Raw genomic sequence first — 23,950 nt, 5'->3', positions numbered from 1 at the left:
TGTTTTTAGAAGATGGGGTGAGGGATTTATGAATTATGAATTGATAGTTCGCATAACTCATATTCCATAACTCTATAACTCATAACTTTATAACTTATAACTCTTATATACTACTTATGAAAAATCATCTTATTATTTCAGTTGCTACTGCTGCTGTTTTGTTGACGGGGTGTAGCGGGACTAAAAAAACAACTGCCCAGGCAGATAAATTTGATTATACAGTGGAACAATTTGCCGATTTACAGATATTGCGTTACCGGGTTCCGGGATTTGAGGACCTGTCGCTTAAACAGAAAGAATTAGTTTATTATCTTACTGAGGCTGCTCTTGAAGGACGAGACATCCTTTTTGATCAGAATGGGAAATATAATCTTCGTATCCGCCGGATGCTTGAAGTTATATATACTAATTATAAAGGTGATAAAAATAGTATCGATTTTAAGAATATGGAGACTTACCTTAAACGGGTGTGGTTCTCTAACGGTATTCATCATCATTACGGGTCTGAGAAGTTCGTACCCGGATTCTCTCAGGATTTTCTCAAACAGGCTGTGTTGGATGTAGATCCGGCACTGCTTCCGTTGGCTGAAGGGCAAACTGCAGAGCAGCTGTGCGAAGAGATCTTTCCGGTGATTTTTGATCCCACTATTATGCCCAAACGGGTCAATCAGGCTGATGGGGAAGATCTTGTGTTGACTTCTGCCTGCAACTATTATGATGGAGTGACCCAGGCTGAAGCTGAAGCGTTCTACGCTAAGATGAAAGATCCGAAAGATGAGACTCCGGTTTCTTATGGTTTGAATAGCCGTTTGGTAAAGGAGAATGGTAAGATTCAGGAGAAAGTGTGGAAAGTAGGCGGACTTTATACGCAGGCACTTGAAAAGATTGTCTATTGGTTGAAGAAAGCTGAAGGGGTAGCCGAAGATGATGCTCAGAAAGCTGCTATCAGCAAGCTGATTGAATTTTATGAGACCGGTGATTTAAAGACCTTTGATGAATATGCCATTTTATGGGTGAAGGATCTGAATTCCCGTATCGATGTGGTAAATGGGTTCACAGAAAGTTATGGTGATCCGCTTGGAATGAAGGCGAGCTGGGAGTCTTTGGTTAACTTTAAAGATCTGGTGGCTACACAGCGTACTGAAATTATCAGTAGTAATGCGCAATGGTTTGAGGATCACTCTCCGGTGGAGGCACAGTTTAAAAAGAGTGAAGTGAAGGGGGTATCAGCAAAGGTTATTACTGCTGCTATTTTGGCGGGGGATCTTTATCCTGCAACAGCCATTGGTATCAACCTGCCGAATGCTAACTGGATTCGTGCTCATCATGGTTCAAAGTCTGTGACTATTGGCAATATTACCGATGCTTATAATAAGGCTGCCCATGGCAATGGTTTTAATGAGGAGTTTGTGTATAGTGATGCCGAACGGGAACTGATTGATCAGTATTCTGATCTGACAGACGAATTACATACTGACTTGCATGAATGTCTTGGACATGGTTCGGGTAAGTTGCTTCCGGGAGTAGATCCTGATGCATTAAAAGCTTATGGCTCCACTATTGAAGAAGCACGTGCCGATTTGTTCGGTTTATATTATGTGGCTGATCCGAAGTTGGTTGAGCTTGGTCTACTTTCCAGTGACGAGGCCTATAAAGCACAATACTATACGTATCTGATGAATGGTCTGATGACCCAACTCGTGCGTATTCAGCCGGGCAATACGGTGGAAGAGGCACATATGCGTAACAGACAGCTCATTGCCCGATGGGTGTTTGAGAAAGGGGCTGCCGATAAGGTAGTAGAACTGGTGAAGAAGGACGGGAAAACATATGTTGTTGTGAACGACTATGAGAAGGTACGCCAGCTTTTCGGTGAATTGCTTGCTGAGATACAGCGTATTAAATCTACCGGTGACTTTGCTGCTGCCCGTGCATTGGTTGAAGATTATGCAGTGAAGGTAGATCCTGTGCTTCATGCCGAAGTTCTTGAACGCTATAAGAAACTGAATCTGGCTCCATATAAAGGGTTTGTTAATCCTAAATATGAGGCAGTTACTGATGCAAACGGAACGATTACTGATGTGAAGGTATCATATGATGAAGGTTATGCAGAGCAAATGTTACGTTATAGTAAAGATTACTCTCCGTTGCCTTCTATAAATAACTGATCTGAATGGATATAAAAGAACAATTAAAAGATATAAAGACACAGCTCCGGCTCTCTATGAACGGGGTTGTGTCTCAAAGTATGCGTGAGAAGGGGCTGAATTATAAGCTCAATTTCGGGGTGGAATTGCCCCGCATCAAAAGTATTGCTGCTGCCTATGAAAAGAATCATGATCTGGCGCAGGCATTGTGGAAAGAGGATATTCGTGAATGTAAAATTCTGGCAGGCATCTTACAGCCGGTAGATACTTTCTTTCCGGAGATAGCCGATATCTGGGTAGAGAATATGCCGAATATCGAAGTGGCAGAACTTACCTGTATGAACCTTTTTCAAAATCTGCCTTATGCTCCTGCCAAGTCTTTCCATTGGATAGCTTCGGAAGAAGAGTATGCACAGGTTTGTGGCTTTCTTACCATTGCCCGTTTATTAATGAAGAAGGGAGATATGGCCGAACGTCCGGCAGGGGAGTTTCTTGATCAGGCAATTTGTGCAGTGCTATCCGGTACTTATCACGTACGCAATGCCGCTTTGCTTGCTATCCGCAAATATATGCAACATAGCGAGGAGCATGCTTTCCAGGTATGTCGCATGGTAGAAAGTATGAAAGACTCTACTGTAGAGGCTGAGCAAGTATTATACAATGTGGTGGCGGAAGAGGCAGAATAATTAAATAATGTGCCAATATGCTAATGTGCCAATGTACCAATTACTGTGCAGCATGATAGCACAGTATATGGGTATATTGGCATATTATTTTATTGGCATATTGGCACATTATTTAATTGGTACATTGACACATTGACGCATTCTTTAATTGGCATATTGGCATATTATCATATTGGCACATTATTAATTGGCATATTGGCATATTAGCACATTGACACATTATTAATTGGTACATTATTTCTCATATTATTTTTGCTTTCCGCAAAAAAGGCTTAACTTTGTTGGCGCTAATTTCGTGCCGATATGGAAACTCAGAACGTAAAAGATACGGTAAGACAGATATTTACAGAATATCTTAATGCGAACGGGCATCGTAAGACCCCCGAACGTTATGCCATACTTGACACTATATATTCCATAGATGGACATTTTGACATAGATATGCTCTATTCGCAGATGATGAACCAGGAGAATTTTCGTGTAAGTCGTGCGACACTTTATAATACCATCATTCTGCTTATTAATGCCCGGCTGATTATCAAGCATCAGTTCGGAACTTCTTCCCAATACGAGAAATCATACAATCGCGAGACGCATCATCACCAGATTTGCACGCAATGTGGCAAAGTTACAGAGTTTCAGAATGAAGCGCTGCAAAATGCTATTGAGAATACCAGGTTAAGCCGGTTTCAGCTTTCACATTACTCCTTGTATATTTATGGGGTTTGCAGTAAGTGTGACCGTGCCAATAAACGGAAAAAAGTAAGTAACAACAATAAAAAAGAAAGATGAAAGTAGATGTACTATTAGGATTACAATGGGGCGATGAAGGTAAAGGTAAAGTAGTCGACGTATTAACTCCGAGATACGACGTGGTAGCACGTTTCCAAGGTGGCCCGAATGCCGGTCATACACTTGAGTTCGAAGGACAAAAATATGTGCTCCGTTCCATTCCTTCCGGTATTTTTCAGGGAGATAAGGTAAATATCATCGGCAATGGTGTTGTGTTGGATCCGGCTTTGTTTAAAGCAGAGGCTGAATCACTTGAAGCATCGGGACACAACTTAAAAGACAGACTGCACATTTCAAAGAAAGCGCATCTCATTTTGCCTACACACCGTATTCTCGATGCCGCTTATGAAGCTGCTAAGGGGGATGCTAAAGTAGGTACTACCGGAAAAGGTATCGGCCCGACTTATACTGATAAGGTGAGCCGTAACGGTGTTCGTGTAGGTGATATCCTTGATAATTTCGACCAGAAATATGCTGCTGCCAAAGCTCGCCACGAACAAATCCTGAAAGGACTGAATTATACATATGATCTGACAGAGATTGAAAAAGCATGGATGGAAGGTATTGAATACCTGAAGCAGTTCCATCTGGTAGACAGTGAACATGAAGTAAACAACTTGCTGAGATCGGGTAAGAGCGTTCTTTGTGAAGGTGCACAGGGAACAATGCTTGATATCGACTTCGGTTCTTATCCGTTTGTAACTTCTTCAAATACAGTTTGTGCCGGTGCTTGTACCGGTTTGGGAGTAGCTCCTAACCGTATTGGTGAGGTATATGGTATCTTCAAGGCTTATTGTACACGTGTTGGTTCAGGTCCGTTCCCTACCGAGTTGTTTGATGAAACAGGCGATAAGATCTGTACATTAGGACATGAGTTTGGTTCGGTGACGGGTCGTAAACGCCGTTGCGGATGGATTGACCTGGTAGCGTTGAAATATTCTGTAATGATCAACGGAGTTACTAAGCTCATTATGATGAAGAGTGACGTACTTGATACATTTGAGACGATCAAGGCTTGCGTTGCTTATAAAGTGAATGGTGAGGAGATAGATTATTTCCCTTATGATATCAATGAAAATGTAGAGCCTGTATATGCCGAACTTCCGGGATGGCAGGTTGACATGACGAAGATGCAGAGTGAAGATGAATTCCCCGAAGAATTCAATGCTTATCTCTCTTTCCTTGAAGAACAGTTGGATGTAGAGATTAAGATTGTTTCAGTAGGTCCGGACAGAGAACAGACTATTGAAAGATATACGGAAGAATAAACGCATTTTTAGATAATTCTTCATAAAACAGGAGGGAAACTATTGTGATATACAAAGTTTCCCTTTATTTTTGGCAAGCTATTTGTACAGATGTTTGTAGTATTCATTTTAATTAAAGAAAGTATATGATATCGTATTGGGTATTATTTATCGGAATTGCCGTAGTAAGCTGGTTGGTACAGATGAACTTGCAGAACAAGTTCAAGAAATATTCTAAGATACCTACCGGAAATGGAATGACAGGACGCGACGTGGCTATTAAGATGTTGAATGATAATGGAATCTATGACGTCAAGGTGACTCATACTCCCGGACAATTGACTGACCACTATAATCCTGCCAATAAGACAGTGAACCTGAGTGAAGGTGTATATGAAAGTAACAGTATTATGGCTGCTGCCGTAGCTGCTCATGAATGCGGACACGCTCTTCAGCATGCGCAGGCTTATGCTCCGCTGACGATGCGTAGCAAACTGGTTCCTGTAGTGAGCTTTGCTTCTCAATGGATGACCTGGTTGTTGCTGGCAGGTATCTTGTTGTTGAATTCGTTCCCTCAGTTGTTGCTGGCAGGTATTATCCTGTTTGCTATGACAACTCTGTTCAGTTTTGTCACTCTTCCGGTGGAGATCAATGCAAGTAAGCGTGCACTGGTATGGTTGAGCGCTTCGGGCATCACGAATTCGCGTAATCATGCACAGGCAGAGGATGCGCTTCGTTCGGCTGCTTATACGTATGTGGTAGCTGCACTCAGTTCTTTGGCTACGTTGATTTATTATATTATGATATTCCTCGGCAGAAGAGATTAAGCTGCTTCTGTTGTTCACCACAGAGGACACAGAGAGCACAGAGTTTTATTTTATTGAAACGCAGATTAACACAGGTTATCGCAGATTAAGATATTGTTATTCCTTGTCTTATATTTGTTTTCCTTTGCGTTAATCTGCGTTTTATATAGATAATAAACTCCGTGCCCTTTGTGTCCTCTGTGGTGAAATATAGATACGAGTGAGATTAACCCCAGATTCCCATGAATAATCAATAATTTCCTATAACTTTGCAGTTCGATAAATAAAACAGTTAGATTTATGGCAGCAAAACCAAGTATACCGAAAGGAACACGTGATTTTTCGCCCGTTGAGATGGCGAAGCGTAACTACATATTCAATACCATCCGCGATGTTTATCATCTTTATGGATTCCAGCAGATAGAAACTCCGTCTATGGAAATGCTTTCTACCCTGATGGGAAAGTATGGCGATGAAGGCGATAAACTTTTGTTTAAGATACAGAATTCGGGAGATTACTTCTCCGGCATCACTGATGAAGAATTACTGAGCCGTAATGCAGCAAAGCTGGCAAGTAAGTTTTGTGAAAAAGGATTGCGTTATGACCTCACAGTTCCGTTTGCCCGCTATGTGGTGATGCACCGTGATGAAATCACTTTTCCTTTCAAGCGTTACCAGATTCAACCCGTGTGGCGTGCGGATCGTCCTCAGAAAGGGCGTTACCGCGAGTTTTATCAGTGCGATGCCGATGTGGTAGGTAGTGATTCATTACTGAACGAAGTAGAGCTGATGCAGATTGTAGATACGGTGTTCACCCGTTTTGGTATCCGTGTCTGCATTAAGATCAACAACCGTAAGATCCTGACCGGTATTGCCGAGATTATCGGTGAAGCAGACAAGATTGTAGATATTACGGTGGCTATTGATAAGCTTGATAAGATCGGGCTGGAAAATGTGAACAGAGAGTTAGCTGATAAAGGAATCAGTGAAGAGGCGATTGCCAGGTTGCAGCCTATTATCTTGTTGAGCGGAACGAATGCAGAGAAGTTAGCTACTTTGAAAACCGTACTTGCCGACAGCGAAATCGGAATCAAGGGAGTAGAAGAGAGCGAGTTTATCTTGAATACGCTTACAGCTATGGGGCTGAAGAATGAGATTGAATTAGACCTTACGCTGGCACGCGGCTTGAATTATTATACAGGAGCTATTTTTGAAGTGAAAGCACTGGATGTACAGATTGGTAGCATTACCGGTGGTGGACGCTACGATAATCTGACAGGTGTATTCGGTATGGCAGGTGTATCGGGGGTAGGTATCTCTTTCGGTGCCGACCGTATCTTTGATGTACTCAATCAGCTGGAACTTTATCCGAAAGAAGCTGTAAATGGTACGCAATTGCTCTTTATTAATTTCGGAGAGAAAGAAGCAGCTTTTTCAATCGGTATTCTGGCGAAGGCTCGTGCGGCCGGTATCCGTGCAGAGATTTTTCCGGATGCTGCAAAGATGAAGAAACAGATGAGCTATGCCAATGCGAAGAACATCCCGTTTGTAGCTATTGTAGGCGAGAATGAGATGAATGAAGGCAAAGCGATGTTGAAAAATATGGAAACGGGAGAACAGCACCTTGTTTCGGCAGAAGAGCTGATTGAAACCCTTTTGAAATAGGCTTTTCGCTCCCCGGAGCCGAGGACTTTGCTCCCCGGAGCCGAACCATCTCCTCCCCGGAGCCGAGAGATATCCTCCCCGGTGCCGCGTAAATGGCGCAGCACCGGGGAGTTTTTTTATGCTTTTCAGAATTCTATTTTGTCAAGTATTCCGCTTAGCCAGGCGATGGCTATTCCATAGTTTGTCATAGGTACTTTCTGTTCTTTGGCCTGTGCGATCCGGCTGAGTACATATTTCCGGTTGAACATACAAGCGCCACATTGGATGATAAGGTCGTACTTCTCCAGATTGGCCGGGAAATCATTGCCCGATACGATGTCTATCTGCAATCCTTCGCCTATTTTCTGGCGGAGCATACGAGGGAGTTTCACCCGGCCGATATCTTCCGACAGGGGAGCGTGCGTACAGGCTTCGGCTATCAGTACACGGGAGGTTTCTTTTAGCGTACCTATAGTGGCTGCACTGGCGGTGTAGTAGCCGATATCTCCTTTATAAGCGGCAAAGAGCACAGAGAAGGAAGTCAGTTTGCTTTCTGCCGGTTTCCGTTCATATACGGTTTTGAAGACTTGTGAGTCGGTAATTATCAACTTTGGAGGGCGGGAGAGAGCCCGAAGAGTAACCTCCATCTGGTCGGTAGTACAACTCACGGCGATGCATTTCTTATCCAGCAGTTCCCGCAGGGTCTGTGCCTGTGGAAGAATGAGCCGCCCTTTCGGTGCCTGTATATCCTGCGGCATGACAAGTAAAACGAGGTCACCTGCCGAAACAAGCTTTCCTGTGATGCTTTGTGCATCGAAGTCTTCGGGTAGACGCCGGATGATAGCCCGGCGAATGTCTTCCATACCTTGCCGGGTGTTTGCACTGACGATGAGGGGAGATTCTCCGGTCTTATTCTCTATGGCTGAGGCTATGGACGCTGCATCTTCCAGAATATCTGCTTTATTGAGCAGCAAGATTACCGGGATATTCTTCTCTTTCAACTGTTGTATCCATTGAAGCTCTTTGTCCATATCCGGATGGCAGAGCAGGATAGCAATGTCTGTTTTTTCGGCTGCTTTCAGGGTGCGGGTCATCCGCATTTCGCCCAGCTCACCTTCATCGTCATATCCCGGAGTGTCGATAAAAAGGCAAGGGCCGACGTCCTGAATTTCCATTGCTTTGAGCACAGGATCGGTCGTTGTTCCCGGAGTATCGGAAACCAGTGCTACATCTTGTCCCGTCAAAGCATTGATAAGGGAAGATTTACCACTGTTTCGCCTTCCGAAGAGGGCGATATGGAGGCGGTTGGAATTGGGAGTCATGTTGTTTAATTGAAAATTGAAAGTTGAAAATTGAAAATGGCTGCGCTTAATTAGTTGAAAATTGAAAGTTGAAAATTGAAAATGGGCTACGCTATCACGCTGCATAGTAACTTTCAATTTTCAATTTTCAACTTTCCATTAAAAACGGAAGTCCCTTTTCCCTCCAGCTATTTCTTTCAGGTTTCTCAGGGCTATTTCTTTTATCTTCGGGTTGGGGATTTTTCCGGCTTCCCGTATGATCAGTTCTTCTCCTTTGGCACGTGTGGCGGGTGAGGCGTAATCTTCCAGATATTCTTTCAGGGTAACCAGTGCATTCGGAGCGCAGCAATTAGCTATCTGCCCGGATTTGACGAGTGACATGAACCGGTCGCCCGTTCTGCCTGCCCGGTAGCAGGCGGTACAGAAGCTGGGGATGTACCCCATATCGAGTAGCCAGCCCACAATTTCGTCCAGCGTACGTGTATCGCTCAGGTCAAACTGAGCAGAGTTTTCCGATAATGGTTCCGGTTCGGCATAACCGCCTACGCTGGTTCGCGAACCTCCGCTGATCTGTGATATACCGATATCAAGCACTTGCCGGCGCGATTCCTGCGATTCGCGGGTAGAAATGATCATCCCTGTATACGGCACGGCAATGCGGATCACTGCCACGATGCGGCGGAAAATCTCATCCGATATGGAGTTGGGAAAGTCTGCTGTATCAATATCGTCCGCCGGACAGATGCGTGGTACGCTAATCGTATGTGGCCCTACTCCGAAAGTGGCTTCAAGGTGTTCTGCATGCATCAGCAGACCGACAAAGTCATATCGGAATGTATTCAGGCCGAAGAGTACTCCGATACCTACATCATCAATACCTCCCTGCATGGCGCGGTCCATTGCTTCGGTATGCCAGGCATAGTTACTTTTGGGGCCGGTGGGGTGGAGGAGCTCGTAATTTTCCTTGTGATAGGTTTCCTGAAAGAGGATATAAGTGCCGATTCCTGCATCCCTCAGTCGGGTATAGTTCTCTACTGTTGTAGCTGCAATATTCACGTTTACCCGGCGGATTGCCCCGTTCCTGTGTTTGATGCTATAGATGGTGTCGATGGATTCAAGAATGTACTCAATCGGGTTGAGAAGCGGATGTTCTCCGGCTTCCAGTGCAAGGCGTTTGTGCCCCATGTCCTGTAAGGCGATTACTTCCCGGCGGATCTCTTCCTGTGTGAGCTTCTTGCGGGCAATGGTTTTATTCTTCAGGTGATAGGGGCAGTAGGTACAACCGTTGACGCAATAGTTGGAGAGATAAAGCGGTGCAAACATAACAATGCGGTTGCCGTAGAACTTCTGTTTGATTTCTTTAGCGAGGTGGAGGATGCGGTCTGTCAGTTCCGGCTGGTCGCACTCTAATAGCAAGGCTGCCTCGCGGTGAGTGAGTCCTTTGCATTGGGCGGCTTTCTCGATGAGCTGCTCGATAAGGGCACGGTTGCTTTTGTGGGTACGGGCATATTCCAGCGTATCCAGAACCTCCTGGTGGTCAATGAACTCTTCTGCTTTCAGTGAATTGAGCTTATACATACATTCTCTTTTTTTAATTATCTCTTAGTACTCATCGCCTGGCGAACCTCCTCGTGTGGGAAGCACTGCATCTCCGCGTGCGGGAATTGCCGTGTATCCTTTTAGTGTGGGAAGCGTTCCGAAGGGATCTTCCCCGTGCGGAAAGTACTTGTTATATAGTTCGTACTTTCCCCTTACTTCCTGTGGAGAAAGGTTGGGCATCACTACATTGGCTCCTGCCAATATTCCCCGTTCGCGTCCGTCGGCGGCGAGGGTGGCGAGTGCCGTTGTCGCGGGGATAAGTGCTTGCGGATGCATCAGCCGGAAGATAGACAGCAGTCGTAACGTTTGTTCTACACTTCCCGAAGGCGACCCGGCAAAAGGGGTATTGGGATGTGGAATAAAGGGACCGATACCGATCATCTGCGGACTGAAACGCTCTATGAACCGAATATCTTCAATGAGATGTTCTGTTGTCTGTCCGGGGCTTCCCACCATGATGCCCGTTCCCGTCTGATAGCCTATCTCCTTTAGCCATTGCAGGCATTGCAGGCGGGTATCCTGCCGCATTTCTGCCGGATGCAATTGGCGGTAATGTTCTTCATTGTAGGTTTCGTGACGTAACAAATAACGATTGGCCCCGGCACGGAAGAAGCGTTCATACTCTTCGCGTGATTTCTCCCCCAAAGACAGCGTGATGGCACAATCCGGAAATTCCCCTCTGATGGCCGCCACAGTCCCCTCGATCCAGTCGGAAGATTGTGCCGCATCTTCACCTCCTTGCAGCACAAAGGTACGGAATCCGAGTTTATATCCCTGTCGGCAACAGTCGAGAATCGTTTCCCGGCTAAGCCGGTAGCGTTCCACCTGTATGTTTCCTTTTCGTATGCCACAGTAGTAGCAGTTGTTCCGGCAGCAGTTGCTTATTTCAATCAGCCCCCGGATGTAGATGTTGTTTCCGAAATTTGCCAGCGTCACTTCACGGGCCTGGGCGTGCAGATACGAAAGGACGTCTGCATCCCGGCACGTCAGAAGCGCTTTGTAGCCTTCCGGTGGGAGGCTATGTTCTTGTCTGAGTCTGTCAACTCCTATTTTCATAGGTTTCTTTTCGTTTGAGCAAATCCTGTACTAACTGTCGGCGGCCGGAAACAATATCGTTGTGTGTGCTTGGTCCGGTGATACATCCTCCTTCGCAGGCCATAACTTCGATGAACTGTCCTGCTGCCTTGCCCGTTTTGGCGCAAGCACGCAGCAGTGCTATGTTTTTCTTATTGATGTCCGATACCTGAAGCGCGTTTATTTTATCAGCTTCTTCTTTCAGATAGGCTTTGACAGCTCCCATCACACCGCCTGCCTGGGCAAAACCGTGTGCTTCGCGGACAGAGGTATATACCAAAGAGAACGGCTGTGTCTGTTCCAGCTGAATGTCCATTCCGTCGAGAATGGAACCTATCTCCTCAAATGTAAGGATAAAGTCCACAGCTTCGTCCCGGCGTATCTCTTTGCGCTTGGCTACACAAGGGCCAACGAATACGATCCGGGCATCCGGATGTTTTGCTTTCGCAATACGTGCAGCGTAGTACATAGGCGATCCGGTTGTAGATACATACGGTTTCAGTTCCGGGATGTGCTTCTCTACCAGTTCGATGTAAGACGGGCAGCAAGAAGTGGTCATAAAAGCCTGGCCTTCTTCCAGTTTTTCCAGTAACTCGTGGGCTTCGTTGCTGGTGGTATCCATGGCACCTTGTGCCACCTCTATCACATCTGCGAAACCTATTTCGCGGAAGGCACCGTATACATGTTCTATACTTGTCTTAAACTGTCCGAGGATGGAAGGTGCTACGATGGCTACCATTTTCTCTCCTTTACGGATGCGTTGCAGGATATCAAAAGCCTGCGATACTTCAAAGATTGCACCGAACGGACATGCGTTCATACACTTTCCGCAATAGATACATTTGTCTTCGTTGATGTGTTCAATACCGTTTGCGTCTTTGCTGATGGCTTTCACCGGACAGGCTTCTTCGCAGGGGACAGGGATGTAAACGATGGCATGATACGGGCAGCTTCTATGGCAGATACCGCAACTGACGCAAGTGTCGTGGTCAATCATCGCCTGCCCGTTTTTCTTGAAGCGGATCGCATCTTTAGGACAGTTCATGTAGCAACTGCGTGCCACGCATCCACGGCACAGATTGGTTATCTCATAGTTGATCTGTACGCAAGACGAACAGGCTTCGTCTATCACGCAGAAGATGTTTTCTTTGGTACATTCTTCTCTTTCCAGTGCTTGCCGGGCATATTCCGAAAGGTTAGTCAGTTCGTCATGCTCGTCTGTCATGTCAAGTCCCATCAAGGGGAGACATTTGTATTTCCACACAGCGCGTTCCTTATGGACGCAGCAACGGCCCAGAGGTTTCGATTTTTTGGGACTAAGCTCAATGGGAAGCCGGTCAATTTTGTCAATTAATTCATCTTTCTTCCAGAGTCTTACGAGGTTCGCCAGCAGTTTGTGGCGAACGATCATAACGTTGTTAGTAAATGCCATAATGTTTTTTTAGGGTTGTTAGGGGCTGCAAAGATAGTGAACTGTTTGCTGAAAAACTAATATTCGTTAAAGATGATTGTAATATGTACTGCGGGGCATTGAAAATGGAAATGTTACCGGTTTGTAAGCGTATTGTAAAACCCGGACTTTACTTTTGTAGCATGAATGTTTTACCGGATTAATCCATAATGAGGAGGTAACTGATATGAATAAGAATGAATGGATACAAAGAAGCCGCTTTGCCATGATTAGTACATTGATGACGATTGCAAGCCTGATGTTTTTGTTTTACATAGGTAGTTCGCTTATGGGCACTACGAAGAAATACCATGCTCAGGAGATAGCGCAGAGCCTGTTCTGATAATATGTTTCACCACAGAGGGCACAAAGAACACAGAGTTTTAAATCTCTGATGAAACGCGGATGGACGCAGATTATCGCAGATTAAAATTCGGTTATTCTTTCTCTTATTTTTGTTTTCCTTTGCGATAATCTGCGTTTCAATAAACCACCGCCTACCGAACTTCCCCGTGCGGGATACACCGTACTTTTAATGTTTCCTTTTGTCCTGCTTTCAGCCCTGCATCAAAGAAAATACGAACCGAACCGGGATTGGGTGAATCATAACTTTGTACCGGTGTATTATCGGCTATGGAGAAGGAAGCGGAGGCCGGACTATCGATAATCAGATGTAACTTTTTACCTTCTTTGGTCAACTCTATCGTATGCGGGTCCAAAATTTTTGGAGTGGCGGAAGTGACCAGTGTCCAACGGACAGAGGCAGGGTTTGCAGCCGCCTGTACCCGGTCTGTTATTTGTAGATAACTCTCCTTGATAAGAACCACCTCTCTCGTAGCCTTTTTCAAATCGCCTTCAAACAGCGAAGTTAAGTCTACCGTAGCTCCCAACTTGTCATCTTTCGTATAGGTTTTCGTGATAGGGGCAAAACCTGTTACATTGTGTTTCTTACCGTTTACGGTTAGTGTGTTGTGCACAAAATTGTTATAGCGGAAGATATCCCAGCGCTGTCCGTTCTGGTTGCTATCCCACAAACGTACATTCTCTTTCTCCAGCGAATAATATTCCTGCATACCCAAATCCTGTGCCCAGCGTACTCCCAAAGCTTCGAACACAAAAGAGCCTGCATCCATATGTGCATGGCTGGTAGAGGCAGTCCCGCCTTTGATACCCACATAACATCCTTCACCTTCTTTCCAGGAAGTGTGTACCAGTGCTACCGGAGTTTTACCATGTCCTACCCATATTTTTGCAGTCGGGGGAGTAACTTCCTTCATGTCAATAAGAGAACCGTAAATGAGTATAATGGGCAGAAAACGGGTCTCTTCGGCTGTGAAATGAGTATCTGCACGTGATAAGAATATCTTCTCATTCCATAGCAAAGAAGGATCTTTCTGGCGGGCAGCGAACCAGAAGGTAGCCGGTAAAGCCTGGATGGTTTCGCGTGCATCGCTGAAGTTAAAGGCAAGTCCGGTAGTTCCTGCCATATATTCCATATAGCGGGCGGACTCCATGAAACCTTCCACCTTGCACAATCCGCCATCGGAACCTAAGGCAGATTCCAGTGCAGCAATCAGGAAAACATTAAAGGTGGTTCCGTATCCCCAGTAGTTGTATCCTTCCGGATAGTTGCCGTCCGGCGCATATCCTTTCACCGAAATACCGATGGTAGACATAGCCCGTTCGATGATTTCGATTGCTTCTTCCCGATGATCCTCCATAATAGCGAGTGCTCCGTATACCATACCGGCGTTACAAACCTGGTTCCAGTTATTCTCTGTCCGTAGGAAAGAGTTGTATTGGCGGTCTTTGGATGGGGCAAAACCTTTATTCAGAATCGATTCTTTAATCAGTTTCTTTGTTTCGGGCTGCAATTTATCATAAAGCCAGTCGTAACCTAAAGAGACAGCCAACGTCATCTCTCCCGTATCCAGAAAGTGAGAGGGATTCCAGTCCTGGAAAGAGCAAACGGCAATCATCTCCTGCTCGGCACGTAACCGGTATTTTTCATCATTCGTCATTCGGTAGACGAACGAAAGGTAGAAAATACGTCTTAGCGCTTCGCGGGATACAGCTAAAAGGCGGCGTCCCTCTTTCTTATAGATCAGTGTGGGTCGGATGAGTAATTTGTCGGATTCATCCAGCATGTAATTATACACCCGTTGTAGTTCGACGCTTTCGCTGAGGCTTTTGTGAATACGTTGTTCTTCGCCTTGTTTCAGTAATAAGCGGGGATGCTCTTGCAGCTGACTGTAATTGAACGTTTGCGCTTTAAGGTGTGTTGCACTTCCTATGCACAGGCACAGACAAGTGTAAATAAGAACAAGTACTTTGTTATTCATGGCCGGGATAAATTAGTATTAAAACATAAACATGGCAACTCCTACAATACGGTTGTTGCAGACGGAATGGGTATCTTTTATTTTTCCGTTAGAGGCATCCATTGAACCGTACCAGGCAGAACTTAATGTATATTCGAGTCCGAATTTCCAGTGGGCTACATTGTAAGTAAGTTCGGCTCCTGCCATTACTACCTGGTCAACATCGGTTCCTGTACCGTAAAGTTTGGTGACGGCATCACCTGTTCCTAAATTTTTGGTATATCCTAAGAAGATACCCGGTTTCCACTTCTGACCGTACACTACGTTAAGCCATGAGCTGGAATTCAGAATAGAAGCATACTCCTGTTCACCTGTCCATTGATTGGTGGACTTAACACCGTAACCGCCCAACATCGAAGTTTGTGTCAGGTTACTGCCAAGTACACTTTTGGCTGCAATGAACCAGTCTTTATTGGTGTATCTCACATGTGCTTCGTAGGAGAGGGTAGTGAGGCGTTCGTCCACTTTATAAGTATGGGATATCACCTCTTGAGAATCGTTACCAGAACCAACGGGTACTGTCGCTTCCGTTCTTGGCTTGATAGATAACAGTTCAATGCCCACGCCTGCCAGCCAGTTCTTGGCTTTATAGTCTATACCGGCATAAATCTCCGGTACGCAACTGTTTTTAATATAATTCTGGCTCTTTACATTATTCGGTCCTACCGACAGATATTGTGACTGCCAGATAGCTGCTGCGGTCAGTTGCATGTTCTTGTTCTTGAATTGATAGCGTATCTGCGGAGCACGGCTGAAGGGCTGAAAAGGGGCTCCTACCGATAAATTCAATATTTGTGGAGAGACATCACCAAACAGGGGATGCCAGGTCTGTCCCAATAATAGAGCAGATTTCCCCCAGTCCAGATTCAGATAGGCGTGTCTCAGGCGAACAGTGGAATAGCTTGTTCCTGAACCTCTGAAGTCTACTTCTACTTTGGCTGATGTTTTGGCTTTTCCGAGTTTCGGACCGGTCACATCCACTCCAAGCCGGGTGTATAAGGTATAAAAACTTCCATTAGCAGTCGCATTCAGGTCTTTACCATTTGCATCCAGTCTTTCGTCGAGCGGATACATGTAGAATAGCCCGTCTACTGTTTCCTGATTGGCACGGCTATTATAATAAAGGTCTGTACGGATCTGACCATAAAATTTATAACTGAAATCTTTCTTCTGGGCCGATCCGTTTATTGCTGCCAGAAGGCATACTGTAAGTAGTAGATTCTTTTTCATAAGTAAAATGTTTGCGTAAAATGACGTGCAAAGGTAGAAAAAAGTAGTTGGAATTTAGTAGTAAGTAGTTAGAAACTATACAGTATATTCTGTAATAAGTATTGTATTCTAATTAAATGATAGTATCATAGAAACGCAGATTATCGCAAATTTATGGTACACAAAGATAATAACGGATGTATTTTATTTTGCCCTCTCTTGTCATTTTGTCAGTCTTTGTCTGCCAAACCAACATCTTTCCAATATCTTTTCGCTTTGGCACAGTTTTCGCAATTTGTTTTTCGTCCTTCCAAAAGGATGACGAATAATATAATTATGTATAACATATAAAACAAAAAAGTAACTATGAACATTAAACCATTAGCAGACAGAGTGCTTATACTCCCTGCACCTGCAGAAGAAAAAACAATTGGCGGTATCATTATTCCTGATACAGCAAAAGAAAAACCTTTGAAAGGTGAAGTTGTGGCAGTAGGTCACGGTACAAAGGACGAAGAGATGGTATTAAAGGTAGGTGACACCGTTCTTTATGGTAAGTATGCCGGAACAGAACTTGAAGTGGAAGGTGCAAAATACCTTATCATGCGTCAGAGTGATGTTCTCGCTGTTTTGGGATAATTCATAATTGAAAATTAATAATTTATAATTGATATAGACTTATGGCAAAAGAAATATTATTCAATATCGATGCCCGTGACCAATTGAAAAAAGGTGTCGATGCTTTGGCAAATGCAGTAAAAGTAACACTTGGCCCGAAAGGACGTAACGTAATTATTGAAAAGAAGTTTGGCGCTCCTCACATCACTAAAGATGGTGTAACAGTGGCTAAAGAAATAGAACTGGCAGATGCATACCAGAATACAGGTGCACAGCTGGTTAAGGAAGTTGCTTCTAAAACAGGTGATGATGCCGGTGACGGTACAACAACTGCAACTGTTCTTGCTCAGGCTATCGTAGCCGAAGGCTTGAAGAATGTAACTGCCGGTGCAAGCCCGATGGATATCAAACGTGGTATGGATAAGGCTGTTGCCAAAGTGGTTGAGTCTATTAAGAACCAGGCTGAAAAAGTAGGTGACAACTATGACAAGATTGAACAGGTTGCTACTGTTTCTGCCAACAATGACCCGGTTATCGGTAAATTGATTGCTGATGCCATGCGTAAAGTTTCCAAAGATGGTGTGATCACTATCGAAGAGGCTAAAGGTACCGATACTACTATTGGTGTAGTAGAAGGTATGCAATTCGATCGTGGTTATCTGTCAGCTTACTTTGTGACTAACACAGAGAAAATGGAATGTGAGATGGAGAAACCTTACATCCTTATATATGACAAGAAGATCTCTAACCTGAAAGATTTCTTGCCTATCCTTGAACCGGCTGTACAGACAGGTCGTCCTCTGTTGGTGATTGCAGAAGATGTGGATAGCGAAGCACTGACTACTTTGGTTGTGAACCGTCTGCGTTCTCAGTTGAAGATTTGTGCTGTGAAAGCTCCGGGCTTCGGTGATCGTCGTAAAGAGATGCTGGAAGACATTGCTATCCTGACAGGTGGTGTGGTGATCAGCGAAGAGAAAGGTTTGAAACTGGAACAGGCTACTCTCGAAATGTTGGGTACTGCTGACAAAGTGACTGTTTCTAAAGATAATACAACCATCGTAAACGGTGCTGGCGCAAAAGAAAATATCAAAGAACGTTGCGATCAGATTAAAGCACAGATTGCTGCTACTAAATCAGATTACGACCGCGAGAAACTGCAGGAACGTCTGGCTAAATTGTCAGGTGGTGTGGCTGTTCTTTATGTTGGTGCTGCTTCTGAAGTAGAGATGAAAGAGAAGAAAGACCGTGTAGACGATGCACTTCGTGCAACTCGTGCTGCTATCGAAGAAGGTATCATCCCGGGTGGTGGCGTAGCTTACATCCGTGCTATTGATGTGCTGGAAGGTATGAAAGGTGACAATGCCGATGAAACAACCGGTGTTGAAATCATTAAGCGTGCTATTGAAGAACCGCTTCGTCAGATTGTAGCTAATGCTGGTAAAGAAGGTGCTGTAGTCGTTCAGAAAGTTCGTGAAGGAAAAGGTGACTTCGGTTACAATGCCCGTATGGATGTTTTCGAAAACCTGCATGCTGCCGGTGTAGTAGATCCTGCTAAGGTAGCTCGTGTAGCTTTGGAAAACGCAGCTTCTATCGCTGGTATGTTCCTGACTACTGAATGTGTAATTGTAGAAAAGAAAGAAGATAAACCCGAAATGCCTATGGGCGCTCCCGGAATGGGAGGAATGGGTGGAATGATGTAATATCATCCCATGATTAAAAAGAGAAGCCGCTTCAGATAATCTGGAGCGGCTTTTTAGTTTTATCAGGTAAGCTCTGTTTCTTCCGGAAAGTCATTACAGACTTCCGGAAGAAACAGAATATAAATTTAAGGGATATTGGGATTGGCGTTGGTTTCACTCTCCGGAATCGCATATAGATAGTATGAACTGTTGGGAGTAAATTCTGTTCCATCAGGGAATGCCACTTCGTAGTGTCCGATTGGTTCGTTCTCTTCATACGTGCCATCTTCCTGCCAGCAATCTATCAGGTATTTAGTATCTTCCGGCTTGTCACCGGTGATAATCTTGATACCTTCTATCTGAGCCATTTCTTCTTTAGTCAGCATTTCGCGTTCCAGGGGTTTTTGAGTTCTTAAGATGTCAGTCATGCTGAATCCTTCTCCCCATAGTTCGCGACGGCGTTCTACTAAAATTTCCTCAACGAGGTCTTGTTTGTTTTTTCCTGTTACATCATAATCAGTCAATCCTCTTGCGTTTCGCAATGTGTTGAGCGGAGCCACAGCATCTGTAATGGATGTTGCATTGTCTCTGGCCATAGCTTCGGCTTCAATCAGATACATTTCGGCAGAACGCATGACAACAATGTCACCAGTCTGGTCGGCGCGGATACGGAATTTACAATATCCCATATATCCTTCTCTCATCCATTTGAATAGTTCTCTACGGATATCATTCTTGGAGAACAGATTATAGAAATGAGGATCTGCCATAAAGCTATTATATGAGTCGGGTTCCTCTACATCTACATAGTAGAAGTTGTAGCTGGGATCGGACTGAGTCGTAGATTGAGGATGTCCCCATATCCATTCTGAATTACTTATATCATTGAAACCTTTATAGGTAGCAGCATCTTTCATTAATGGATATCCTTCCTGAGCCGCTTTTGCTGCTTTCGCCGCTTCTTCATATTGGCCTGTCAGTAAATAAGCACGTGCCAATAATCCGTTGACTACACTTACATTGGGTTTGTACTTTTCCTGTGCTGTAGATGGAGTAAAACCGTCCAAATCAGTTTTCGCCTGTTCGAGATCCTTAAAGATTTGTGTGTATATCTCTTCTACGGTAGCTCTGCCTTTAGGTTCTGTTTTTGATGTAGTAGGTTCTGTGTACAGCGGAACACAAGGCGCACTTTTATCTTTCAGGTACGTGAACTGATAATGTTGCACAAGATGCAGATAACAGAAAGCACGCAAAGCAAGTGCTTGTCCTTGTGCATACCGGAAGTCTTCATCTTCTGTATCTCCTTTGATGGAGATTACAGAATTGCAGTTGTCTATGGTCTTATAGAATGTAGTCCATGCAAAACTGGCTCTCCCTGCAGTTGGAATAGAAACCTCATTTAATTTGTAAGTCGCACTAAATCCGTATGTGTTGGCAGTACGTAAAACAACATCACTACCCATCATATCATCTGCTAAAGATAAAGCACGATAACCAATGTTTGCATAAGTCGTTCCGTATTCCATTAAGTTATACCATGCACCGATGAATATACGTTCGGCATTTTCGGGAGTAGGAGCCAGACCCGAATCAACGGAATCTGTTGGAGTATGATCAAGGAAATCACCGCTACATCCGGTTACCATCAGTAAACCTGTAGCAAGTATAGCTGTATTCTTTATTAATTTTTTCATATTAAATTGTTGAATGCTGATTAGAATGAAACATTAATACCACCTGTTATCGATCTCATAGCAGGATATCTGTAATAAGTAACTCCTGTTATACCTTGTTCCGGGTCTAATCCCTGATGTCCGCTTAGGGTTAATAAATTATCTCCCTGAACAAAGATCTGAAGGTTACTCAAACTTATTCTTCTTATTAATGACTGAGGAAGCGAATAAGATAACATCACATTCTTTAGACGTAAATATGAGTTGTTGTACAGGAATCGCGTAGATGTACTGGTCCACTGGTTGCTTGTTGTGCTAAGGGCGGGAACATCTGTATATCTGTTTTCAGGAGTCCAGCGATCTAACATTTCTGTTGACCAGGAGCGTCCGGCGGCAGAACCTGAGTGAAGAATCATTATTTTATCACGGTCGTAAACATATCCGCCAATGCTATAAGAGAACATGGCTGATAATTCAATTCCTTTATAGGAGAATGAAGTATTGAAACCACCATATACTTTGGGCAAGGACGATTTGTTGACAAAGTAATAATTAGCTTTGCTATAATCATTGGTAGTAACTTTGATTGTATGGCCGTTTTCGTCTTTCTGATTCATATACCACAATGGTTCTCCATTGTCAGGATTGACTCCTGCCCATTCTTTGAGATAGAAATCATAGACAGAACGTCCTTCCTGCAGTTTTGTAAAACTGCCCTGAGGCATATCTTTCAAAGGCAATTCCGTTACTTTATTCTTGTAATGGGTTAAGTTTAATCCCAAATTCCATTTAAAGTCTTTCACGTCGATGATTGTACCTTTCAGATCAATTTCGAAACCTGTATTTTTCAGTGCTCCCACATTTTCGTCAACGGAGGTGTATCCGAGTGAAGAAGCTAAAGGACGTGAGTATAACAAATCTTTGGATTTACGTTGGAAGAAGTCGAAAGAACCCGATAGACGGTTGTTCCACAAAGAGAAGTCGATACCGACATTGAAATTTAAGTTGGTTTCCCATTTCAGATTAGGAGTAGCCAGACGGTCGGTTACCAATCCGCTTTCGTTGTTGTTCGAAATGATGGTATATAGACCGCTACTTGCATAATACGAACCTAAATTATCGTTTCCTTGTGCACCATAGCTTGCTTTCAACGTCAATGCAGACAGCCAGTTCTCAGTACCTTGCATAAAGGCTTCACGGTTTATTCTCCAGGAACCACCTACCGACCAGAAGTTACCCCAACGTGTCTCCGGAGCAAAACGTGAAGAACCATCGCGACGGTAAGAGCCACTCAGATAATACCTGTCTTTATAATCATACTGAGCATTCATCAGATATCCTACTAAAGAATAGTCAATACGGTATCCTGAACCTCCTGTCACCTGTGAGCCTACAACCAATTCCGGATAATCAGGAATAGCCATTTTAGAACGTGAGGCTGTTAATTCGTCATAACGATAGGAGTATGCTTCTTGTCCTGCGAGGATGTTGAAGTGATGATCGCCTATTTTCTTGTCGTATGAGATAATATTATTCCAGGTCCATGAAAGTGTACGGTCATTTTCCCTACTGGAGCCACCTCCTGTATTAACTGCAGGACCAATCTTAGGATTTGTGTAGTCCAATGAATTGAAATTGATCAGGTCAAAGTTGAAACTTGTCTTAAACTTTAGTCCTTCAATGAATGTCACTTCTAAGAATGTACGGGCTGAAACTTCATCTCTCATACGTTCTGATTTGTCTAAAGGCAGTGTGGCCGGCAAATTCCAGTTCGCATTGTTTGCACGGTATGAACCGAAATCCGGAACCAGTTCGCCATCTTCTGTATCAAAAGAACCGTCTGCTTTCACTTTATAGATAGGGTAGAAGTTGGGCATTGTACGTCCTGCATTGATAACATTACTTGTTTTAGTATCAGATGATGTGGGATAGTTTTGTTTAGAGTGGGCAAAACTGATGTTAGCACCTCCTTTTAACCATTTAGTCATCTCACTGGTGACATTGGTGCGGAGATTAAAGCGTTCATAACCTGACTCTAAAGCAATACCCTTATCATTCAGGTAGCCTGCTGAAAAATAATACTGATTTGTTTTGCTGCCGCCGGAAGCATTTAAACCTATTTCTGTGCGCAGAGCCTGTTGTTCCATAGCATCCTGCCAGTCGAAATCCCATAACGGAGTTGCTCCTGCCAGCAGTTTTCCATCTGTGCCTACCGGCTGAGGATAGTTGGTTCCGTAAGGGTTAGGACCACTGTTCATCAGTCTTTTTACTAAGTTGGCAGAGGCTGCGGCAGCTGCTGCCTCAGGTGTTGGATAGTTCTTTTTGTCTTTGGCATATTGATTGCGCATTGCTTCCCAATACAGCTCAAAATAATCATTTGTACCTACCCTGTCATAGTCTCTGATAGCCCGGTTGGAGCCTCCGAACGTAGCTTTAAGATTTACGCTTGTTTTTGAGTCTGTTTTACCTTGTTTGGTAGTAATAATGATGACACCATTGGCACCACGCGAACCATACAGAGCAGCAGATGCAGCATCTTTCAATACGGTCATAGATGCAATGTCTTCAGGATTAATGGCATTAATACTACCGTCGTAAGGAACTCCGTCTACTACATATAGCGGAGAACTTGATGCATTGATAGAACCAATACCACGGATACGGATATCGGCATCAGTACCGGGCTGTCCACTGGTTGCACTGGCCTGCAATCCGGCTACTGTACCCTCTAATGCCTTTGATATACTGGATGTTTGCAGTTTAGCGATGTCTTCTCCTTTTACAGTGGCTGCAGCACCTGTAAAACTGTATTTCTTGGCGGTTGCATAGGCTACAACCATTACCTCATCCAGTTCTTTGCTATCACTCTCTAATGCCACATTGATTACTTGTTTGTTGTTGACTGCGATTTCAATTGTTTTCATTCCTACAAAACTAAAAACCAATGTTCCGTTAGAAGGAACCTGAATAGAGTACTTACCGTCAATATCGGTAATAGTTCCGGTGGTGGTACCTTTCAATAAGACAGAAACTCCTGGCATGGGTTCTCCATCTGCTGTTGCAATACCTGTTACGTGTAAATCTCTCAGTGTTTCAGCATGGAGTATTCCTACTGAACAAATGAGCAAGAACGCTGTCAGAAAGCGTAAATAGATTCTCATAATTAGTAATGTTGTTTTAGGATTAATAATAAAAAAGAAATATAAAGTTTAGTATCTGTTTGAAATTTATTTTATTGACCGCAGAGGTAGGGAGTATTTTTATCCTGTAGTATTGTTGATTCTCCTGTTATATTGTTTCTCTGTGTGCAAATCATTTATTTCTAAACAGATTATTAATATTAATTATAGTGAAAGCGGTGCAAAGATATAATATATATAATAATAATTAATAAAGTCTGAAGGTTTTTATTAGCAGGAAGTCTGAATATCTTCTATTTTTGTATATTTATTGGCGTTTTATTAATGTATTTCAGAGCATGAAGAAATGAAAAAGCTGTTTTTCTTTGATTTTATGCTAGTTTGTGATATTTAAGATAAAAGCAGAATTGTTGGAAGATGTTATTTGAGATTTATTGAATACAGAGTTAGAGCCTGTTTAAATTTTGCTCAGCATTAGCTTCGCTCAAAACATCTTCTATTATT

General features: G+C 43.7%; 17 protein-coding genes. 9 read left to right on the top strand and 8 right to left on the bottom strand.

The genetic code is table 11. The annotated features are described in order from the left end of the window. The first annotated feature begins 116 nt into the window (after positions 1–116). The 6 genes from QX565_RS08160 (at position 117) to hisS (ending at position 7,343) form a co-directional block, all read left to right on the top strand. Positions 117–2,168, top strand: coding sequence for a dipeptidyl-peptidase 3 family protein (locus QX565_RS08160; RefSeq protein WP_221651480.1), 2,052 nt, complete (start codon positions 117–119; stop codon positions 2,166–2,168). Between the two features lie 5 nt (positions 2,169–2,173). Then, complete coding sequence (locus tag QX565_RS08155; RefSeq protein ID WP_221651479.1) at positions 2,174–2,833, top strand: DNA alkylation repair protein; 660 nt, start codon at positions 2,174–2,176, stop codon at positions 2,831–2,833. Between the two features lie 303 nt (positions 2,834–3,136). Then, a complete protein-coding gene (locus QX565_RS08150; RefSeq protein ID WP_002560897.1) occupies positions 3,137–3,625 on the top strand; it encodes a Fur family transcriptional regulator in 489 nt (162 codons plus the stop codon). Next, positions 3,622–4,893, top strand: coding sequence for an adenylosuccinate synthase (locus tag QX565_RS08145; protein WP_002560898.1), 1,272 nt, complete (start codon positions 3,622–3,624; stop codon positions 4,891–4,893). Before QX565_RS08150 ends, QX565_RS08145 begins: the two co-directional genes overlap by 4 nt. A 125-nt stretch (positions 4,894–5,018) precedes the next feature. Beyond that, on the top strand, positions 5,019–5,699 hold the full coding sequence (locus QX565_RS08140) for a zinc metallopeptidase (RefSeq protein ID WP_002560899.1): 681 nt from the start codon (positions 5,019–5,021) through the stop codon (positions 5,697–5,699). 279 nt (positions 5,700–5,978) lie between these two features. After that, the gene (gene hisS, locus QX565_RS08135; RefSeq protein ID WP_289292381.1) at positions 5,979–7,343 is read left to right on the top strand and encodes a histidine--tRNA ligase; all 1,365 of its coding nucleotides are present in this window, start codon (positions 5,979–5,981) and stop codon (positions 7,341–7,343) included. 125 nt (positions 7,344–7,468) lie between these two features. Here hisS and hydF read toward each other — a convergent pair whose 3' ends face one another. The 4 genes from hydF to QX565_RS08115 form a co-directional block, all read right to left on the bottom strand. Next, positions 7,469–8,644: a [FeFe] hydrogenase H-cluster maturation GTPase HydF gene (gene hydF / locus QX565_RS08130; protein WP_289292379.1), complete on the bottom strand. Its 1,176-nt coding sequence runs from the start codon at positions 8,642–8,644 to the stop codon at positions 7,469–7,471. A 138-nt stretch (positions 8,645–8,782) separates the two neighbouring features. Beyond that, positions 8,783–10,201 carry a [FeFe] hydrogenase H-cluster radical SAM maturase HydG gene (gene hydG / locus QX565_RS08125; RefSeq protein WP_289292377.1) on the bottom strand — a complete coding sequence of 473 codons (1,419 nt, stop codon included), beginning with the start codon at positions 10,199–10,201 and terminating at the stop codon, positions 8,783–8,785. Positions 10,202–10,225: 24 nt separating this feature from the next. After that, positions 10,226–11,278 (bottom strand): [FeFe] hydrogenase H-cluster radical SAM maturase HydE, encoded by a 1,053-nt coding sequence (gene hydE, locus QX565_RS08120; protein WP_321028725.1) that lies wholly within the window; start codon positions 11,276–11,278, stop codon positions 10,226–10,228. Then, positions 11,262–12,728: a monomeric [FeFe] hydrogenase gene (locus QX565_RS08115; protein WP_289292375.1), complete on the bottom strand. Its 1,467-nt coding sequence runs from the start codon at positions 12,726–12,728 to the stop codon at positions 11,262–11,264. The genes hydE and QX565_RS08115 overlap by 17 nt, the downstream gene beginning before the upstream one ends. A gap of 205 nt (positions 12,729–12,933) precedes the next feature. On the opposite strand from QX565_RS08115, the gene QX565_RS08110 reads away from it, so the two are divergent. Beyond that, positions 12,934–13,089 (top strand): hypothetical protein, encoded by a 156-nt coding sequence (locus tag QX565_RS08110; protein WP_289292372.1) that lies wholly within the window; start codon positions 12,934–12,936, stop codon positions 13,087–13,089. 154 nt (positions 13,090–13,243) lie between these two features. Here the strand turns inward: QX565_RS08110 and QX565_RS08105 are convergent, their stop codons facing one another. Next, a complete protein-coding gene (locus QX565_RS08105) occupies positions 13,244–15,088 on the bottom strand; it encodes a heparinase II/III domain-containing protein (protein ID WP_289292370.1) in 1,845 nt (614 codons plus the stop codon). A gap of 18 nt (positions 15,089–15,106) precedes the next feature. Next, entirely contained in the window at positions 15,107–16,357 is a 1,251-nt protein-coding gene (locus tag QX565_RS08100; protein WP_289292369.1) for a DcaP family trimeric outer membrane transporter, read from the bottom strand. Positions 16,358–16,702: 345 nt separating this feature from the next. Between QX565_RS08100 and QX565_RS08095 the strand changes: the two genes are divergently transcribed. Beyond that, entirely contained in the window at positions 16,703–16,975 is a 273-nt protein-coding gene (locus tag QX565_RS08095; RefSeq protein WP_002560908.1) for a co-chaperone GroES, read from the top strand. 41 nt (positions 16,976–17,016) lie between these two features. Beyond that, entirely contained in the window at positions 17,017–18,654 is a 1,638-nt protein-coding gene (groL, locus tag QX565_RS08090) for a chaperonin GroEL (protein ID WP_221650774.1), read from the top strand. A gap of 125 nt (positions 18,655–18,779) precedes the next feature. Here groL and QX565_RS08085 read toward each other — a convergent pair whose 3' ends face one another. Both QX565_RS08085 and QX565_RS08080 read right to left on the bottom strand, forming a co-directional pair. Then, entirely contained in the window at positions 18,780–20,327 is a 1,548-nt protein-coding gene (locus QX565_RS08085; RefSeq protein ID WP_221650775.1) for a RagB/SusD family nutrient uptake outer membrane protein, read from the bottom strand. A gap of 20 nt (positions 20,328–20,347) precedes the next feature. Further along, complete coding sequence (locus QX565_RS08080) at positions 20,348–23,467, bottom strand: SusC/RagA family TonB-linked outer membrane protein (RefSeq protein ID WP_221650776.1); 3,120 nt, start codon at positions 23,465–23,467, stop codon at positions 20,348–20,350. Positions 23,468–23,950: the final 483 nt, after the last annotated feature.

Origin of the sequence: Bacteroides sp. 41_26 (genome assembly GCF_949740115.1) — a bacterium.
In the GTDB taxonomy this organism is placed as follows: Bacteria; Bacteroidota; Bacteroidia; order Bacteroidales; family Bacteroidaceae; genus Bacteroides; species Bacteroides nordii.
Note: the sequence above shows the minus strand (reverse complement) of the source record. Positions and strands in the feature narration are given on the sequence as shown.